At 65.0% G+C, this 17,908-nt stretch carries 16 protein-coding genes and 1 pseudogene; 9 read left to right on the top strand and 8 right to left on the bottom strand.

All coding sequences use genetic code 11. The features are described 5' to 3' along the window. Positions 1 to 25 precede the first annotated feature (25 nt). From DDA93_RS00145 to DDA93_RS00135, 3 genes are read left to right on the top strand one after another with little or no spacing between them, the layout of a single operon-like run. Positions 26 to 976: an ABC transporter ATP-binding protein gene (locus tag DDA93_RS00145; protein WP_116777764.1), complete on the top strand. Its 951-nt coding sequence runs from the start codon at positions 26 to 28 to the stop codon at positions 974 to 976. Beyond that, positions 973 to 1,716, top strand: coding sequence for an ABC transporter permease (locus tag DDA93_RS00140; protein WP_024477360.1), 744 nt, complete (start codon positions 973 to 975; stop codon positions 1,714 to 1,716). Before DDA93_RS00145 ends, DDA93_RS00140 begins: the two co-directional genes overlap by 4 nt. A 5-nt stretch (positions 1,717 to 1,721) precedes the next feature. Next, positions 1,722 to 2,723, top strand: coding sequence for a COX15/CtaA family protein (locus tag DDA93_RS00135; protein ID WP_019483804.1), 1,002 nt, complete (start codon positions 1,722 to 1,724; stop codon positions 2,721 to 2,723). Here DDA93_RS00135 and DDA93_RS00130 read toward each other — a convergent pair. Both DDA93_RS00130 and DDA93_RS00125 read right to left on the bottom strand, forming a co-directional pair. Then, a complete protein-coding gene (locus DDA93_RS00130; RefSeq protein WP_116777763.1) occupies positions 2,707 to 3,606 on the bottom strand; it encodes a dihydrodipicolinate synthase family protein in 900 nt (299 codons plus the stop codon). The two genes, DDA93_RS00135 and DDA93_RS00130, sit on opposite strands and share 17 nt — an antisense overlap. Positions 3,607 to 3,632: 26 nt before the next feature. Continuing rightward, complete coding sequence (locus DDA93_RS00125; protein ID WP_116777762.1) at positions 3,633 to 4,577, bottom strand: heme o synthase; 945 nt, start codon at positions 4,575 to 4,577, stop codon at positions 3,633 to 3,635. 346 nt (positions 4,578 to 4,923) lie between these two features. On the opposite strand from DDA93_RS00125, the gene tkt reads away from it, so the two are divergent. The 6 genes and pseudogenes from tkt to pgl all read left to right on the top strand — a co-directional run bounded on the left by tkt (position 4,924) and on the right by pgl (position 13,201). Next, positions 4,924 to 7,104: a transketolase gene (gene tkt / locus DDA93_RS00120; RefSeq protein WP_116777761.1), complete on the top strand. Its 2,181-nt coding sequence runs from the start codon at positions 4,924 to 4,926 to the stop codon at positions 7,102 to 7,104. A gap of 26 nt (positions 7,105 to 7,130) precedes the next feature. Beyond that, positions 7,131 to 8,243, top strand: a complete 1,113-nt coding sequence (tal, locus tag DDA93_RS00115; protein ID WP_019483800.1) for a transaldolase — start codon at positions 7,131 to 7,133, stop codon at positions 8,241 to 8,243. Positions 8,244 to 8,248: 5 nt separating this feature from the next. Beyond that, positions 8,249 to 9,902, top strand: a pseudogene (locus tag DDA93_RS00110) (glucose-6-phosphate isomerase). Then, positions 9,902 to 11,446 carry a glucose-6-phosphate dehydrogenase gene (gene zwf, locus DDA93_RS00105; protein ID WP_019483798.1) on the top strand — a complete coding sequence of 515 codons (1,545 nt, stop codon included), beginning with the start codon at positions 9,902 to 9,904 and terminating at the stop codon, positions 11,444 to 11,446. The pseudogene DDA93_RS00110 and the gene zwf overlap by 1 nt, the downstream one beginning before the upstream one ends. Then, positions 11,443 to 12,384, top strand: a complete 942-nt coding sequence (locus DDA93_RS00100; RefSeq protein WP_024476732.1) for a glucose-6-phosphate dehydrogenase assembly protein OpcA — start codon at positions 11,443 to 11,445, stop codon at positions 12,382 to 12,384. The genes zwf and DDA93_RS00100 overlap by 4 nt, the downstream gene beginning before the upstream one ends. After that, positions 12,374 to 13,201, top strand: coding sequence for a 6-phosphogluconolactonase (pgl, locus tag DDA93_RS00095; protein WP_116777760.1), 828 nt, complete (start codon positions 12,374 to 12,376; stop codon positions 13,199 to 13,201). Before DDA93_RS00100 ends, pgl begins: the two co-directional genes overlap by 11 nt. 26 nt (positions 13,202 to 13,227) lie before the next feature. On the opposite strand, the gene DDA93_RS00090 is transcribed toward pgl, so the two are convergent. The 6 genes from DDA93_RS00090 to DDA93_RS00065 form a co-directional block, all read right to left on the bottom strand. Next, positions 13,228 to 13,623, bottom strand: coding sequence for an RNA polymerase-binding protein RbpA (locus DDA93_RS00090; protein WP_024476730.1), 396 nt, complete (start codon positions 13,621 to 13,623; stop codon positions 13,228 to 13,230). A 133-nt stretch (positions 13,624 to 13,756) separates the two neighbouring features. Continuing rightward, positions 13,757 to 14,002, bottom strand: coding sequence for a preprotein translocase subunit SecG (gene secG, locus DDA93_RS00085; RefSeq protein ID WP_019483794.1), 246 nt, complete (start codon positions 14,000 to 14,002; stop codon positions 13,757 to 13,759). Between the two features lie 70 nt (positions 14,003 to 14,072). After that, positions 14,073 to 14,888 (bottom strand): triose-phosphate isomerase, encoded by an 816-nt coding sequence (tpiA, locus tag DDA93_RS00080; RefSeq protein ID WP_019483793.1) that lies wholly within the window; start codon positions 14,886 to 14,888, stop codon positions 14,073 to 14,075. Between the two features lie 11 nt (positions 14,889 to 14,899). Further along, on the bottom strand, positions 14,900 to 16,144 hold the full coding sequence (locus DDA93_RS00075) for a phosphoglycerate kinase (RefSeq protein WP_116777759.1): 1,245 nt from the start codon (positions 16,142 to 16,144) through the stop codon (positions 14,900 to 14,902). A 15-nt stretch (positions 16,145 to 16,159) separates the two neighbouring features. Then, positions 16,160 to 17,170, bottom strand: coding sequence for a type I glyceraldehyde-3-phosphate dehydrogenase (gene gap, locus DDA93_RS00070; RefSeq protein ID WP_019483791.1), 1,011 nt, complete (start codon positions 17,168 to 17,170; stop codon positions 16,160 to 16,162). A gap of 99 nt (positions 17,171 to 17,269) precedes the next feature. Beyond that, positions 17,270 to 17,896: a superoxide dismutase gene (locus tag DDA93_RS00065; protein ID WP_019483790.1), complete on the bottom strand. Its 627-nt coding sequence runs from the start codon at positions 17,894 to 17,896 to the stop codon at positions 17,270 to 17,272. Positions 17,897 to 17,908 lie beyond the last annotated feature (12 nt).

Raw genomic sequence — 17,908 nt, 5'->3', positions numbered from 1 at the left:
CTACTACATGCCGTAGAATAATTGAGTGCCAAACCCCTCTCCCGCGCTGGAAGTTGAAGCGCTCGTCAAGGACTTTGGACCCGTTTCCGCGCTCGACGGCAAGATGGTCAGGGTGCTCGACGGCGTCCACCTTCGAGCCTACCCCGGGCAGGTCACGGCGCTCCTCGGCGCGAATGGTGCCGGCAAGACCACCACCCTCGAATGCGCGCAGGGTTTGCAGCGCCCCAACGGTGGGACGGTCAGGCTACTCGGTGAGAACCCGTTCAACGCCGGAGCGGCGCTTCGCAGCAGAGTCGGAGTGATGCTGCAGGAAGGTGGGCTCCCGCCGTCGGCCCGGCCGCTGGCCCTGCTCAACCATGTGGCGGCCATGTACGGCGCACCCCGCCCGGTGGCCGAGCTGGCCGACCGGTTGGGCATCAACTCCTACGCCACCACGGGCATCCGACGGCTCTCCGGCGGCCAGAAACAGCGGCTCGCCCTCGCCTGCGCGCTGATCGGCAACCCCGAGGTGCTTTTCCTGGACGAGCCCAGCGCAGGACTGGATCCGCAGTCACGCACCATCGTGTTCGACCTGATCCGTGAACTCCGCGCTGAGGGGCTGGCCATCATCCTCACCACCCACCTGCTCGACGACGCCCAGAAGCTCGCCGATTATGTCTACATTCTCGACACGGGCCGCACCGTCACCCACGGCACCGTCGCTGACCTGACCGCCGACGACGCCGGCGACACGTACCGGGATCTCCGCTTCCAGGCCGCCCCAGGCCTCGGCCTCCCGGCCGGCGCGTTTCCGGCGCTAACCTTCAGGGAAACCGATCCCGGCCGCTATTCGGTGGCTGGCTGTTTCACCCCCGCCGACCTGGCGGGACTTGCACGGTGGTGGGAAGAGGCCGGCGTCCTGCCCCTGTCCATCAGCATGCAACCCCGGTCCCTCGAAGACGTGTTCCTCGACATCTCCGGACGGGAAATCCGATGAGCACTGCCGCTCCGCTGGCTAAACGCATCCTCCTGCAGGGCCGCTACGAGGCGCTGTCCATGCTCCGCAACGGGGAACAACTGGTCCTGGCCATTGCGTTGCCCCTGCTCGGTCTGGTGGTCCTGGTCCTGACGCCGTTCCTTGACGGGATGGCGGACAGCCGAATCGACGCAGCGACCCCGGGCATCATTGCGCTCTGTGCCATGTCCACTGCCTTCACCGGGCAGGGCATCGCTACCGGCTTCGACCGCCGCTACGGCGTGCTGCGGTTCCTGTCCACTACTCCCCTGGGTAAACCAGGGCTGATCCTGGGGAAGGTGCTCGGCGTCGTCGTTGTCCTGGCAGTCCAGCTGGTGGTCATCGGTACCGTTGCGGTCCTGCTGGGATGGCGCCCGGATGCTGCGGGGATGCTGCCTGGGCTGGTGCAATTGATCGTCGGCGCTGCGGCATTCACAGCCCTGGGCCTCCTGGTGGCTGGAACCCTCCGGCCGGAGGCGACGCTTGCCGTGACCAACCTGGTGTGGATCCTGCTGGCCGTGGCCGGCGGTATTGTGCTCCCCGGGACGCTGCTGCCCGATGCCATGCGGCCGTTCGTTGACATCCTGCCGTCCTCGGCGCTGGGCGACGGACTACGGTCGGCGCTCATCGACGGGGCCTTCAACCTTCCTGCGTTCCTTATCCTCGCGGCGTGGGCCTTCCTGTCCAGCCTCGCCGCCATCCGCTGGTTCAAATGGAGTTAGCACACATGACACACCCTGCACCCACCGGCTGGAGCCGTCTCACAGCGAAACTCCCCCGCACCAACTCGCGGTCCGTTCGCGGTCTGGCCCTCGCCTCGCTGATCTCCCAGATCATGATCGTGGTGACCGGCGGTGCCGTGCGGCTCACGGCCTCAGGATTGGGCTGCCCTGAGTGGCCCAGGTGCACCGCCACGTCGATCGTCAATACACCGGAGATGGGCATCCACGGGGTGATCGAGTTCGGCAACCGGCTGCTGACCTTCGTGTTGACAGCCATTGCCATCGCCATGGTGGTATCCCTCTGGAATCTGCGCAAGGAACGCAAGGACCTGTTCCGGCTCGCCATCGCGCTGGCCGCAGGCATCCCCGCGCAGGCTATCCTCGGCGGCATCACGGTGCTGACCCAGCTCAACCCCTGGGTGGTCGGCTGGCATTTCATCGTCTCGATGGTTCTGATTGTCCTTGCCACGGTGCTGGTCAACCGGGCACGGATCACCACCGCGCAGGCGGCAACGTCGGCCGCGCCGCTGGGATCACGGCTGCTGCGTCAGATCCTGACCGCTGCGGCAGTGCTGACAGCCATCACGGTCTTCCTCGGAGTGATCGTCACCGGATCCGGCCCGCACGCCGGTGACGCTGGCGCCGCCCGGAACAACCTCGACCCCGACCTCATGACCCGGATCCACGCGGCGCCGGTCTATCTGCTGGTACTCACGGTCGCCGTCGCGCTGGTGCTGGTGTACCGCGAGTCGGCAGCGTCACGACTCAGGACATCGGTGGTGATCCTCGCCGCGGTGGTTCTTGCCCAGGGCGCCCTCGGCTACCTGCAGCACTTTCTGCACCTGCCCGTCGTGCTGGTGGCCCTGCATATGCTCGGAGCATCAGTGCTGACGGCGGCCATGGCCAACAGCGTCTATCTGGCGGCAAGCCGCCAGGAGCGGGCCACACTGGAATCCGACGACCACGGTGTCGCCTCGGAGCCCGCGGGCTTCAGAGACGACCGATAACCTCAAGCGCGTCGATCAGGCGTGCCAGGTCGCGCTGCTCACTACCCGGCACGGGTAATACCGGCAGCCGCGGGTCCCCGGCGTCGATGCCACACGCTTTCGCCAGTGAATGAAGCCCGCTCAGCTTCCGCAGCCGCAGGACGGCCTGCACCACCGGCAGCAGAAGCTTCCGCGACTCAGCAATCCGGGCACCATCCCCACTGACTACCGCCGCCCGAAACTCGGTGTAGGCGCGGGGAAGCAGCGCCGCGGGACCGGTATGCCAGGCGTCCGCTGCGATATCGCCCGAGGCGATCAGCAGGTCCCCGCTCAGCCCATGGCTGAACGGCTGGCTGGTCAGTGACCGCAACCTGTCGTAGCGCTGCCGGAAGGACACCACGTCGGTGGCAGTGTCCTTGAACGCCTGCACATTGGGGAGGTCAAGGAGTTCGGCGACCAGTTCCAGGTCGTAGTGGAACTGGGTGGTGCCGGGGTTGTTGTAAAGGCAGATCGGCAAGGACGTGACCTCGCAGACGGCAGCGGTCTGGGTCGCCACCTCATCGTTGTTCAACGGCACATAAGACACCGGTGAGAGCACCACACCTGAGGCTCCGGCGCGCTCGGCGTCCCGGGCGGCGTCGAGCACTTCCCTCGTCCCCACCGAGCTGATCCCCACCACGACGGGAACGCCGGACTCCTGGGCGGCGTCGACGGCGGTCGAGGCGACCTGCGATCGTTCAGCGGCGCTGAGGTAGGCGAAACTACCCGAGGAGCCCAGCACCGCGATGGCATCGACCCCCGAGGACGCGAGGGAGGACACCAGCGACGCCAGCTCGGGGAAGTTGATGTCACCGTTCCCGTGAAAGGGAGTGACTGGATACGCGATTAGACCGTTGAACACCATGTGCCCATGCTAGTCGTACCCACTGGTTAGAAGACCGGGCCGCCGATGAACGGATCAATGGCCAGCGCGAGGAACACTACGGTGAGGTAGCTGATCGAGCCGTGGAACACCTTCATGGAGCCCTTGTCAGTGACCGTGCCGCGCACCGCAGAGGTGTGGAGCTTGTGGGTTTCCGACAGGAACCAGATACCGGCGGCGAGGGCCGCGACGGTGAATACCCAGCCCGCCCCGCCCACGGGGATGAGCAGCAGTGAGCAGGCGACCGTTGCGTAGGCGTAGAGGACCACCTGGACGGACACAACGCGGGCACCGGCGATCGCGCCCAGCATCGGCACCTTGGCCGCGTTGTAATCGTCGCTGTACTTCATGGAGAGCGGCCAGTAGTGCGGCGGCGTCCACAGGAAAATGATGAGGAAGAGGACCACGGCTGGCCACTCAATGGTGTTCGTGACAGCGGCCCAGGCAATCAGTACCGGCATGCAGCCAGCGGCTCCGCCCCAGACAATGTTCTGCGGCGTGCGGCGTTTCAGAATCAGCGAGTAGATGACCACATAGAAGAAGATGGCTACCACGCCGAGACCAGCGGTCAAGGGGTTGGCGCCGAACCACAGCAGGGTAATGGCGGCAACGCCGAGCACCCAGGAAAAGATCAGGGCTTCGCGGGGGGAAACCTCACCGGTGACCAGCGGCCGCTTCTCGGTGCGGTGCATCACCTTGTCGATGTCGCGGTCAATGTAACAGTTGAACGAACCGGCGCTGCCGGCGGCCAGTGCGCCACCGACCATGGTCGAAATCATCAGCCAGACACCGGGTAGTCCGCCCTGGGCGAAAATCATGGTTGGCAGTGTGGTGACCAGCAGCAGCTCGATCACGCGAGGCTTGGTCAGAGCGAGATAGGCCTTGGCCTTGCGTTTGAAACCCGTACTGGTGCCCGTTGTGCTGGCAAGGCCCGGATCCTGCTCGGTCTTCACGAGGTAACACTGCCGTTTCTGCTGGGGGGAAAGTCCTCTCTCATCATACCGTCCCCTCCCTCCCAGATTTTACAGACTGTAGAAGTAACCTCGCCGGATGCGCCCCGGAGACTCGTCACGTCACGATGTGAACCACAAATTTGAAAACCGGCCCAAGACGATAGGGTTGACCCTAATGCCCAGCCCGTTTCCGCCGGTAAAATGGTGGCCGCGGGGCGTGGGTAGCCAGAATGCAGGTTTTTACAACGGTGAACGGCCAGTTGTTCCGGTGCGCAAAGACGGCGATCGCCAGTCCCACAGGGCGCCGCGGCGCTGGCCGTGGAGCACAGAGAGGGGCTGAGGTTTCGTGCCGCAGCTTGATACGCAAGAACTGACCTGGACCGAACTGGACACGCGTGCGGTGGATACCGTCCGGGTGTTGGCAGCAGACGCTGTGGAGAAGGTGGGAAACGGCCACCCCGGCACGGCTATGAGCCTGGCGCCCGCGGCCTACCTGCTGTTCCAGAAACTAATCCGGCATGACCCCTCCCAGCCTGAGTGGACCGGCCGCGACCGGTTTGTGCTGTCGCCGGGCCACACCTCCTTGACCCTTTACATTCAGCTCTTCCTCTCCGGGTACGGACTGGAACTCGAGGACCTCCAGTCCCTGCGGACCTGGGGCTCGAAAACCCCCGGCCACCCGGAATACCGCCACACCGCCGGCGTCGAAATCACCACCGGGCCGCTGGGTCAGGGCCTAGCCTCGGCAGTCGGGTTCGCCTTCGCCCAGCGCCGGATGCGCGGCATGATGGATCCCGATACCGCCGCCGGCGAGAGTCCATTCGACCACACCATCTGGGTGATCGCGTCCGACGGCGACCTCCAGGAGGGTGTCACGGCTGAAGCCTCGTCGCTGGCCGGACACCAGGAGCTCGGCAATCTGGTGGTCCTCTACGACGAGAACCACATCTCCATCGAGGACGACACCGACATCGCGTTCACTGAGGACGTACTCGGGCGCTACGAGGCCTACGGCTGGCATGTCCAGCGCGTTGACTGGACCAAGACCGGCGACTACGTCGAAGACGTCCAGGAACTGTACAACGCCCTGACAGCGGCTCGGGACGAGACGTCCAGGCCCTCGATCGTGTCACTGCGGACCATCATTGGCTGGCCGGCACCGACGAAGCAGAACACCGGCAAGATCCACGGTTCGGCCCTCGGCGCAGACGAGGTCGCAGCCCTCAAGGAGACCCTCGGCCTCGATCCGGCCAAGCACTTCGACGTCGCCCCCGAGGTGTTGGACCACGCCCGGCAGGTCAGCGACCGCGGGCAGGCCCTGCGCTCCGAATGGGACAAATCATTTGGCGCCTGGCAGCAGGCCAACCCCGAGAACGCCAAGCTCCTCGACCGGATCGCCTCCCGGACCCTCCCGGCCAAATGGGATGACGCCCTGCCCGAATTTGAGGCGGGCAAGGACATGTCCACGCGGGCCGCATCCGGCAAAGTGCTCTCAGCCATTGGCCCGGTGCTCCCGGAACTGTGGGGTGGCTCGGCCGACCTCGCAGAATCGAACAATACGACGATCGAGGGGTCGCCGTCGTTCATCCCCGAGGGCAAGCAGACCGACACCTGGCAGGGCAACCCGTACGGCCGGGTGCTGCACTTCGGGATCCGCGAGCATGCAGCAGCCGCGATCGTCAACGGCATCGTGATGCACAGCAGCACCCGGGCGTTCTCCGGCACCTTCCTGATCTTCAGCGACTACCAGCGTCCGGCCGTCCGGTTGGGCGCACTCATGGGGGTCCCGTCCATCTATGTCTGGACCCATGACTCCATCGGCCTGGGCGAAGACGGTCCCACCCACCAGCCGGTGGAGCAATTGGCCGCCCTGCGCGCAATTCCAGGGCTCGACGTCGTCCGCCCGGGTGATGCCAACGAGGTGGCCGTCGCCTGGCGCACCATCCTCGAAAACACCGAGAACCCGGCGGGGATCGTCCTGACCCGGCAGAACATTCCCACCTATGCACGCGGCACCGGTGCAGCTGACGGCGACACCTTCGGCTCAGCTGAAGGCGCAGCCAAGGGTGCCTACGTCCTCGCCGAAGCGACCGGCGGCACTCCCGATGTCATCCTGATCGGCACCGGCTCGGAGGTTCAGCTGGCTGTTGAGGCACGCGAAACACTGCAGGCGGAGGGCATCGCTACCCGCGTCGTTTCGATGCCGAGCCTTGAATGGTTCAACCGCCAGGACGAGACCTACCGTGAATCGGTGCTTCCCGGCACCGTCAAGGCGCGGGTTTCCGTGGAGGCCGGGGTGGCCCTCGGCTGGCGCGAACTCATTGGCGATGCCGGCAGGTCAGTGTCCCTGGAACACTTCGGTGCATCCGCTGATTACAAGCGGCTGTTCAACGAATTCGGCATCACCGCCGACGCCGTCGTCCAGGCAGCCCGCGACTCCATCGCTGTTGCAGGCGACCACCGGGCACCCAACGGCACGCCGGCGTGGTCCGGCCCCGCATCATCCGAAACCGGCGACCAGCAGTAACAGCCGACAATTCAAGGAGATCCACCATGACTTCAACACCCACATCAGACCTTTCCGCGGCCGGCGTATCGATCTGGCTCGATGACCTTTCACGGGAGCGCATCAACTCGGGCGCCTTCAAGCACCTGATCGAGGAACGCAACGTGGTTGGCGTCACCACCAACCCCAGCATCTTCGCCGCGGCACTGCAGCAGGGCGAGTCCTACGCGACCCAGGTCGAGGCGTTGGCTGCAGCCAACATCCCCGTCAATGACGCTGTCTTCGACATCACCACCCACGACGTCGCCCAGGCCTGCGACATCTTCGGCGCAGCAGCCAAGAGCACCGGCGGCGTCGACGGTCGCGTGTCCATCGAGGTTGACCCCCGGTTGTCCCGGGATACCGAGGGCACCATCGCCGAGGCTAAGCGCCTCCACGCCAAGGTGCAGCGATCAAATGTCCTGATCAAGATCCCCGCCACCGTCGAGGGCCTCGAAGCAATTGCGTGCACCCTTGCCGCCGGGATCAGCGTCAACGTCACCCTGATCTTCTCCCTGGAGCGCTACCGGGCTGTGATCAACGCCTTCATGCTCGGCATCGAGCAGGCGAAGGAAAACGGGTTCGACCTCTCGACCATCCACTCGGTCGCATCCTTCTTCGTGTCCCGCGTGGACAGCGAGATCGACAAGCGTCTGGACGGCATCGGGACCGACGAAGCCGCAGCGTTGAAAGGCAAGGCAGGGTTGGCGAACGCCCGGCTCGCCTACCAGGTGTACGAGGAGCTGTTCGAGACGGAGCGGTGGGAAGTTCTCGCTGCCGCCGGAGCCCGGCGGCAGCGTCCCCTGTGGGCATCCACCGGGGTCAAGGACCCGGCACTACCTGACACCCTGTACGTCACCGAACTGGTGGCACCCGGCGTCGTCAACACCATGCCCGAAAAAACGCTTGAGGCGACGGCGGACCACGGGGTGATCACCGGCGATACGATCACCGGAACGTACGACGACGCCAACTCAGTGCTGAACAGCCTCGAAAACATCGGGATCTCCTATCTTGAGGTAGTTGAGCAGCTCGAGGTCGAAGGCCTCGAAAAGTTTGTGACCAGCTGGAACGAGCTACTCGAAACAGTTCAGACCGCACTGGATACGGCAAGGGGTTAATGACAATGAGTTCCATGACGCTCGCAGCGGCTGGCGCTGCACTCGAAGCGATTGACCGTGTTACCGGCACCCTCGTCGAGGATCAGGTGGCATCACGACTGATGGCGAAGGACCCCACCCTGTGGGGTCACGACGCCGAGTCGGAAGCGGCCGTCAGGCTGGGCTGGGTTGACCTTGTCGAGGCTTCCCGCGGCCTCGTCCCGGGCATCATGGAACTGCGGGCCACCCTGCACGCCGAGGGTGTCAGCCGGATCGTCCTGTGCGGAATGGGCGGATCCTCCCTCGCCCCCGAGGTGATCACCCGGACCGCCGGTGTGGAGCTGACAGTGCTCGACTCAACCGACCCGGATCAGGTGCGCCGGACGGTGGAGGACCGGTTGGCCGAGACGGCTGTCGTGGTGTCGTCCAAGTCGGGTTCGACCGTCGAAACTGACTCGCAGCGGAGGATCTTCGAGGCAGCGTTCACTGCCGCCGGCATTGATCCGCTCACCCGGGTGGTTATCGTGACCGACCCGGGATCACCGCTGGACGGTTCAGCCCGCGAGGCCGGCTACCGCGCGGTCTTCAACGCCAACCCGAATGTTGGCGGCAGGTATTCGGCGCTCACCGCTTTCGGTCTGGTGCCATCGGGCCTAGCCGGCGTCGACCTCGACGCCCTCCTCGACGCAGCCGAGGAAACCGCCGAGTTCCTGGGCGACGACGACCCGACCAACATTGGGTTGCGGCTCGGCGCGGTGTTGGGCGCCACCAACCCGCTGCGGGACAAGATCGTCTTCGCCGATGAGGCGTCAGGCATTCCCGGTCTGGCCGACTGGGCCGAGCAGCTGATCGCGGAATCCACCGGCAAGCTCGGCACCGGGGTGCTCCCGGTCGTCGCCGAGGAGGGTGCTCCGGAGATTGTTACCGCCGCCGACGACGTCCTCACCGTCCGCCTGACCGCGCCCGACGCCGACGTGGAGCCGGTTGGGAACCAGGTGACCGTGAGCGGGAGCCTCGGCAGCCAGCTTCTCGTGTGGGAGTTCGCTACAGCAGTGGCAGGGCGACTGTTGGGCATCAACCCCTTCGACCAGCCCGATGTTGAGGCGGCGAAGGTCGCGGCGCGGGGGTTGCTCGACGAACAGCCCGAAACTGCGCCGGCCAACTTCGTGGACGGCGCAGTCGAGATTCGCGCCGACAGTGGTCTGCTGGGTGAGGCGAGCACCCTCGGTGATGCGTTGCAGCGCCTCTTCTCCAGCCTGGCGCCGGACGGCTATCTGTCGGTCCAGGCTTACCTGGACCGGTCCGAGCAGGCCTCGTTGGAGGGCATCAGGTCACCGCTGGCCTCGCTCACCTCCCGGCCGGTCACGTTCGGCTGGGGCCCGCGTTTCCTGCATTCCACCGGTCAGTTCCACAAGGGCGGCCCGGCACAGGGCGTTTTCCTGTCCATCACCGGTGCAGCAGCCGAGGATCTGGCCATCCCGGACCGTCCGTTCACCTTCGGGGAACTGATCACCGCCCAGGCAGCGGGCGACGCCCAGGTTCTCGCCGGCAAGGGACGTCCCGTCCTTCGTCTCCATCTCGCTGACCGCGCCGCGGGCTGAACAGCTCAGCCAGGTGATTACCCACCTTTCGGGCGGGGCTGCCGGCCAGCGGGCAACCACTGAAAGCGGTACCGCATAGTGCACGATTCTGCAGAGGCCCGGCCGGCTAACCCGCTGCGGGATCCCCGCGACCGGCGGTTGAACCGCATCGCCGGACCATCCGCCCTGGTGCTTTTCGGCGTTACCGGCGACCTCGCCCGTAAAAAGCTCATGCCGGCGATCTACGATCTTGCCAACCGTGGCTTGCTGCCCCCCAGTTTCGCCCTCATCGGGTTCGGCCGCAGGGAGTGGGACGATGAGCGGTTCATTGAGGAGGTGCGGGAAGCCGTCACCCAGTATTCGCGCACCCCGTTCGATGAGACGGTCTGGGAACAGCTCTCGGCCGGCATCAGGTTTGTGCAGGGCAATTTCGACGACGACGACGCCTTCGGCCGCCTCGAAGTGACGCTGGCCGAACTGGACTCCAGTCGCGGCACCCGCGGCAACCATGCGTTCTACCTGTCCATCCCCCCGAAGGACTTCGAGCTGGTGTGCCAGAAGCTCTCCGAGCACGGCCTGGCGCAGCCCGGCGAGGGACAGTGGCGGCGGGTGGTGATCGAGAAGCCGTTCGGCCACAACCTGCAGTCGGCCCGTGAGCTGAATAGGGTTGTTGAGCAGGTGTTCCCACCGGACGCCGTGTTCAGGATTGACCATTACCTTGGCAAGGAGACGGTCCAGAACATCCTTGCTCTCCGGTTCGCCAACCAGCTCTTCGAACCGTTGTGGAACGCCAAATATGTTGACCACGTGCAGATCACCATGGCCGAGGATATTGGCATCGGCAGCCGGGCCGGGTATTACGACGGCGTCGGGGCGGCCCGCGACGTCATCCAGAACCACCTGTTGCAGCTGTTGGCGCTCACCGCGATGGAAGAACCGATTTCCTTCAACGCCAATGACCTGCGGGCCGAAAAGGAAAAGGTCCTCGCAGCCGTCAAGTTGCCGGACGACCTGTCTGGGTCATCGGCGCGCGGTCAGTACGACGCCGGCTGGCAGGGCGGGGAGCAGGTCAAGGGTTTCCTGGAGGAGGAGGGCATTCCGAAGCACTCCACTTCCGAAAGTTTTGCGGCCATCCGGCTGGACATTCACACCCGGAGGTGGAGCGGCGTACCGTTCTACCTCCGCGCCGGTAAGCGCCTGGGACGCCGGGTGACCGAGATCGCCGTCGTCTTTAAGCGCGCACCGAACCTGCTGTTCAGGGACCACGCCGAGGATGACTTTGGCCAGAACGCCGTGGTGATCAGGGTGCAACCGGATGAGGGGGCCACGATCAGGTTTGGCTCCAAGGTGCCGGGCACCCAGATGGAGGTCAGGGACGTCACGATGGACTTTGGCTATGGCCACTCCTTCACCGAATCCAGTCCTGAAGCCTACGAGCGGCTCATCCTCGATGTTCTGCTGGGTGAGCCACCTCTGTTCCCGCGGCACGAAGAAGTCGAACTGTCCTGGAAGATCCTCGACCCGTTTGAGGAGTACTGGGCGGCCCTCGGGGACCAGCCGGAAAAGTATGTCCCGGGAAGTTGGGGCCCAGCGTCAGCTGACGAGCTCCTCGCGCGTGATGGAAGGACGTGGCGCAGGCCATGATCGTTGAACTGCCGGACACCACCACGTCGAAAGTGTCCAAGGAGATCATGACCCTGCGGGACAAGGGCGGGGTCGTTGCCCTGGGCCGGGTCCTCACCCTGGTGGTGGTGACCAGCTCCGGTAACGAGGAGGATGCGATCCTCGCCGCGAACCTGGCCAGCCGGGAACACCCTTGCCGGATTATCGTGCTCGCCCTCGGATCCGCTGCCGAAGCTACCCGACTCGACGCCCAGATTCGGGTGGGCGGGGACGCGGGTGCCTCCGAGGTGATCGTCCTCAAGGGGTATGGGCAACTCGCCGAGGAAAACGAGTCCCTCGTCTCAGCGCTGCTCCTGCCCGATGCCCCCATCGTGGCCTGGTGGCCGCATGGTGCTCCGGCCGACGCGGCCCGCACCTCGATCGGGAGCATCGCCCATCGCCGGATTACGGATTCGGCCAATGAGCCAGATCCGGTGGGCGCACTGTCAACCATCCGTGAAACCTATACGGCGGGTGACACCGATCTGGCCTGGACCCGGCTCACCAACTGGCGAATCCAGCTCGCGGCAGTCCTCGACCAGCTGGATGCCTCCCCCATCACCGCCGTCACGGTGGAGGGGGCGGAGGATTCGCCGAGCACGGTGCTCCTCGCGGCATGGCTCACCCTGGCGCTCGACTCCCCTGTGACCATCGCTGCGGGCCCCGCCGGGACCGGACTTCGCCGGGTAAGGCTCTCCCGGCCCGCCGGGGACGTCGAACTGAACCGGCCCCACGCCGCAATTGCTGAACTGTACCAACCAGGCCAGCCCGTGCAGCGGATTTCGTTGCCGCGGCGCAGCCTGCAAGACTGTCTCGCAGAAGAGCTCCGCCGACTCGACCCGGATGAGGTATTCGGCGAGGTCATCACGGAGGGGCTCGCACGGACCAACCTAAGGAGTGTGCGTCCCAGTGAACGCTGACCCCAAAGTAAGTATCCACCCCGATTCAACCTTGCTCGCGGCCACCGTTGCCGCCCGTCTGATCACCAGACTGGTTGACGTCCAGAACGAACGCGGCTCCGCCACCGTCGTGCTGACCGGTGGGTCCCTCGGTACTGCGACACTTGCCGCGGTCGCTGCGTCACCGGCGTGCTCGGCGGTGGATTGGAGCAGGGTCGATTTCTGGTGGGGAGACGAACGGTTCCTCAGTGCCTCGGACCCGGACCGCAACGCGGTACAGGCGCGGCAGGCGCTGCTGGGTAAGCTGGGCCTCGCCGAATCCCAGATTCATGAGTTCGGCTCCAGCGATGATTTCCCCGATCAGGATGCGGCTGCAGCCGACTATGCGACTCGGCTACTCGACGCCGCAGCGGCTGAACAGGACCAGGCGGGCGACGCCGACGGCCAGGATGGCCGGCTCCCCCGGTTCGATGTGCTGCTCCTCGGCGTGGGCCCGGACGCTCACATCGCGTCGCTGTTCCCTGAAATGCCCGGAATCCGCACCAAGGAGCAGACCGTTGTGGGTGTCGCTGACGCACCTAAACCGCCGGCACTGAGGATGTCGCTAACCCTTGAGGCGGTCAATTCGGCCGAGGAGGTCTGGATTGCTGCGGGTGGCCAGGACAAGGCTGGCGCTGTGGGACTCGCACTGGCCGGCGCGGGCCCCACACAGGTTCCCGCGTCCGGAGCCCGGGGGCGGCGTAAGACACTCTGGCTGATCGATCAGGAAGCCGCAGCGCAGCTGCCTGATCGGCTCATTGAAAGCAACGACCCCGACGACGAGGACAGTGTCGACTAGGACCGTGCCGGCTAGAAGCGTGCCGCTTAGGTTGCCAGACCGCCCCGCAGGCCAACCCTGCGGGACCTGAGGTTGCGCAACGCCTGCTCAAGGACGTTCGCTGCTTCCTCTTCGGTGCGCCGCTCCTTGGCGTATTGGAGGTGGCTCTTGTACGGCTCTACCCCGTCCACCAGCGGTTCCACCCCCGGCAGCCTGCCCGCCGCGCGCCCACAGCGACCGCATTCCCAAACTTCGGGAATCTCGTCGTCGTGCAGCTTCGCGAAGGTCGGTCTTGTTTCGTGGTTCTCGACACACCAATAGCTGACCACGGTGTGGTCCACCACTGCAGGGCGTCTTCCGGATTCGGCCTGCCAGCCGGCCATCCCCCCGTATGACTCAGTTCCGATCCGTGTGCCTTTAAATGCGTTTCCCGCGTTAACCATGGATTGCTCCTGGACTAGGCTCCGACAACGGGGCCAGTCTACGCCCAAAGCTCAACTCTGGGTATGGCGGCTAACGCGGGAATTCACAATACTGTTGGGCTGACCTGTGGACCGGTCAGCCGTGGAATGCTAGCTACTCGGCGAAGCGCTGGATCAGGCCGAGCGCCACGATGACGACGCCCCAGGTTAGTCCCAGCGCCACCGTGAACCGGTTGAGGTTGCGTTCCGCCACGCCCGATGATCCCATGCTGGTGGTCATACCGCCGCCGAACATGTCGGACATGCCACCCCCACGACCCTTGTGCAGCAGGATGAGCAGGACAAGCAGGGCGCTTGAGATGGCAAGGAGAACCAACAAAATGATTCGGAGAATGTCCACAGTGGCCTTTCAGGGGTAACTGACGTGCGTAGTCGACCTGCGCCGGGCGCAGTCTCGGGTCGAAGCGGTCTTAGTCAGTGACCAGGAGATGTTCGAACCTGACAATACTAGCAAACTCGGCGGCGTCCAGACTGGCACCACCGACCAGCAAGCCGTCGACGTCCTTGCCCTTCAGGATGGCCCCGGCGTTGGCGGCCTTGACCGATCCGCCGTAGAGCATCCGGACCTTCCCCGCCGTCTCGGCGTCGTAAAGTGAGCCCAGTTCGGCTCGCAGCGCGGCGCACATCTCCTGCGCATCGTCAGGTCCGGCAACTTCCCCGGTGCCGATGGCCCAGACTGGTTCGTAGGCGACCACCAGCTGGCCAACCTGCTCCGCCGTGAGCCCATCGATTCCGGCGCGCAGCTGGCTAAGGGTGTGTTCCACGTGATTCCCGGCCTGTCGGACTTCAAGCCCTTCGCCGGCGCACAGGATTGGGGTGAGGTTGTGCCTGAAGGCCGCCTTCACCTTGCTGTTGAGCAGCTCATCGCTCTCCTGGTGGATGGCCCGGCGCTCGGAGTGCCCCACGAGGACGTACGTGCAGCCGAGCTTCTCCAGGAACTGCCCGGAAATGTCCCCCGTGTAGGCGCCGGAATCGTGGGGGGAAAGGTCCTGGCCACCGTAGACGGTCTGCAGGTCGTCGCCGCGGACCAGGGTCTGCACCCCGCGCAGATCGGTGAACGGCGGGAAGACAGCCACCTCGGCCCGCTGATAGTCATGGCTGGCGTCGTCGAGGGTCCAGGCGAGCTTCTGCAGGAGCGTGATGCCCTGGACGTGGTCCAGGTTCATTTTCCAGTTGCCTGCAATCAGGGGGCGGCGGTCGTACTTGCCGTTGGTTGAGGAAGTCATGAGTGCTTCTCCTACTGCCCGAGGGCTGTCAGTCCGGGGAGTTCCTTGCCTTCAAGGTACTCAAGGCTGGCACCTCCGCCGGTCGAAATGTGGCCAAACTGGTTATCGGTGAAGCCGAGTGATCGGACTGCCGCAGCGGAGTCGCCGCCCCCGACAACCGTCAGCGCACCGCGGGTGGTGGCTTCGGTGAGTGCTTGCGCGACGGCCTTCGTACCGGCAGAAAACGCGTCGAACTCGAAGACCCCCATGGGGCCGTTCCAGAACACTGTGCCGGCGGTGGCGATTGACGCGGCGAAAGCCGCACCGGAAGCCGGTCCGATGTCGAGCCCCAGCCCGCCAGCACCAAATGAGCTTTCCTCCATGGCGTCGGCGGGTACGGTCTCGTTCGCGGCGTCGGCAGCAAACCGTTCGGCCACCACAATGTCGGTGGGGAGGACAAATTCGGTACCGGCCTTCTCAGCACGGTCCAGGTATCCCTTGACGACGTCGATCTGGTCGTCCTCGAGCAGGCTCGCACCGACCGAATACCCCTGCGCAGCGAGGAAGGTAAACACCATGCCACCGCCGACGAGGATCCGGTCCGCGGTACCCAGGAGGTTTTCAATCACTGCGAGCTTGTCGGACACCTTGGAACCGCCCAGCACCACGACGAACGGGGCCACCGGTTCCCCGGTGAGGCGCTGCAGGACGTCAACCTCGGTCTTCACCAGGTCGCCCTGGTAGGACGGGAGCAGTGCCGCGATGTCGTAGACACTGGCGTGCTTCCGGTGCACGGCACCGAACGCGTCGTTCACATAGGCACCGTTGTCGCCGGTCAGTGCTGCCAGTTCGGTTGCGAACGCCTGCCGTTCGGCGTCGTCCTTGCTGGTTTCCCGCGCGTCGAAGCGGACGTTCTCCAGCACCAGAACGCTTCCACCGGTCAACGCGGCCGCGTGTTCCGCGGCGCTCTTCCCCGTGGTGTCGGCGGCCAGGGTGACGGTGAAATCAGCCAGTTCCGCCAGCCGCTCCACCGCGGGTTTCAGCGAATACCGCTCGTCAGGGGCGCCTTTGGGGCGGCCCAGGTGAGCCATCACAATGACTGCGGCCCCCTCCCCCGTCAACTTCCGCAGTACCGGTAGGGAGGCCTGAAGCCTGCCATCATCGGTCACCCGTGGGGTTGCCCCCGAGGTGTCAAGCGGGACGTTCAGGTCCGACCTGACCAGGATTGTGCGTCCACGGACGCCGGTACGCAGGAGGTCATCAAGAGAGGAGGCCACTTCGGTCCTTCGGTGCTAGGAGAGCTTGGAGGCGACGATGCTGGTCAGGTCAACGAGGCGGCTTGAGTAGCCCCACTCGTTGTCGTACCAGCCCACGACCTTCACCTGGTTGCCGATGACCTTCGTCAAGCCTGAGTCGAAGATCGAGGATGACGGGTCGCCCACAATGTCCGAGGACACGATCGGTGCATCGGTGTAGGTGAGGTAGCCCTTCATCTTGCCCTCCGAGGCGGCTGCCTTGAAGGCGGCGTTGACTTCCTCAACGGTGACCTCGCGCGACACCGTAACAGTGAGGTCGGTGGCCGAGCCGGTGGGGACCGGAACGCGGATGGCGTAGCCGTCGAGCTTCCCCTTCAACTCGGGCAGCACCAGGCCAATGGCCTTCGCGGCGCCGGTCGAGGTGGGGACCATGTTGATCGCTGCGGCGCGGGCACGGCGCAGGTCGTTGTGAGGACCGTCCTGCAGGTTCTGGTCCGCGGTGTAGGCGTGGATGGTGGTCATCAGGCCGCGCTCGATACCGAAGCTGTCGTTCAGCACCTTGGCCAGTGGGCCGAGGCAGTTCGTGGTGCAGGAGGCGTTGGAAATGATGTGGTGGTTCTCGGCGTCGTACTGGTCGTCGTTGACGCCCAGGACAACGGTGAAGTCTTCGTCGGTGGCGGGAGCCGAGATGATGACCTTCTTGGCGCCGGCGTCGATGTGCTTCTGCGCTGCGGATGCCTTGGTGAAGAAACCGGTGGACTCGATGACGATGTCCACTCCGAGGTCCTTCCACGGCAGGCTGGCGGGGTCACGCTCGGCGAGAACCTTGATGGACTTCCCGTCCACCACAATGTTGCCGTCCTTGACCTCGACCGTCGCGGCGAGGCGACCGGTGACGGAGTCGTACTTGAGGAGGTGGGCGAGCGCCTCTGGGCTGGTCAGGTCGTTGACGGCAACGATTTCCAGGTCGGCACCCTGTTCCAGGGCAGCGCGGAAGAAATTGCGCCCGATTCGACCGAAGCCGTTGATTCCTACACGAGTAGTCACTTGTTGTATCTCCTTGAACTGTATTGGGGATTGGGGTTTGGGACGCCGCCGCGCTGGGCGGCGTCCCGACTACGCCCCAGGGGGCGCTGTGCCTGGGTGCTAGCCGACCACGATCAGGGAAGTGGCCGAGGCGCGGGCTGCTGCGAAGCGCTTGGCGACGTCCGGCCAGTTCACAATGTTCCAGAAGGCCTTGACGTAATCGGCCTTGACGTTGACGTAGTCCAGGTAGAAGGCGTGCTCCCACATGTCCAGCATCAGCAGCGGCGTGGTGCCCACCGCTACGTTGCCCTGCTGATCGTAGAGCTGCTCGATGACGAGGTTGCCACCGATCGGCTCGTAGGCGAGGAAGGCCCACCCGGAGCCCTGAAGGGCAAGGGCAGCGGCGCTGAACTGGGCGCGGAACTTGTCAAACGAACCGAAGGCGTCATCGATGGCGGCTGCGAGCTCACCTTCCGGCGAGTCACCGCCGTCAGGGGAGAGGTTGTTCCAGAAGACTGAGTGGTTGATGTGGCCGCCGGTGTGGAAGGCGAGGTCCTTGGAGAGCTTCGAAATGTTTCCGAAGTCGCCCTTTTCGCGGGCCTCAGCCAGCTGGGCCATCGCGTCGTTGGCGCCCTTGACGTAGGCGGCGTGGTGCTTGCTGTGGTGGAGCTCCATGATGCGCGCGGAGATGTGCGGTTCCAGGGCAGCGTAATCGTAGTTCAGTTCGGGCAGTACGTACTCGCTCACGAATTCCTCCAG

The organism is Arthrobacter sp. Bz4, assembly GCF_003075455.1.
Lineage (GTDB): Bacteria > Actinomycetota > Actinomycetes > Actinomycetales > Micrococcaceae > Arthrobacter_D.
This window is presented reverse-complemented; position numbering and strand designations above follow the sequence as displayed.

Excerpts from the sequence above, each read along its gene's own strand:
- tpiA (WP_019483793.1), bottom strand. The coding sequence starts at position 14,888 with ATGACTTCCTCAACCAACGGCAAGTACGACCGCCGCCCCCTGATTGCA.
- DDA93_RS00135 (WP_019483804.1), top strand. The coding sequence starts at position 1,722 with ATGACACACCCTGCACCCACCGGCTGGAGCCGTCTCACAGCGAAACTC.
- DDA93_RS00130 (WP_116777763.1), bottom strand. The coding sequence starts at position 3,606 with ATGGTGTTCAACGGTCTAATCGCGTATCCAGTCACTCCCTTTCACGGG.
- DDA93_RS00100 (WP_024476732.1), top strand. The coding sequence starts at position 11,443 with ATGATCGTTGAACTGCCGGACACCACCACGTCGAAAGTGTCCAAGGAG.
- DDA93_RS00140 (WP_024477360.1), top strand. The coding sequence starts at position 973 with ATGAGCACTGCCGCTCCGCTGGCTAAACGCATCCTCCTGCAGGGCCGC.
- tal (WP_019483800.1), top strand. The coding sequence starts at position 7,131 with ATGACTTCAACACCCACATCAGACCTTTCCGCGGCCGGCGTATCGATC.
- DDA93_RS00090 (WP_024476730.1), bottom strand. The coding sequence starts at position 13,623 with ATGGTTAACGCGGGAAACGCATTTAAAGGCACACGGATCGGAACTGAG.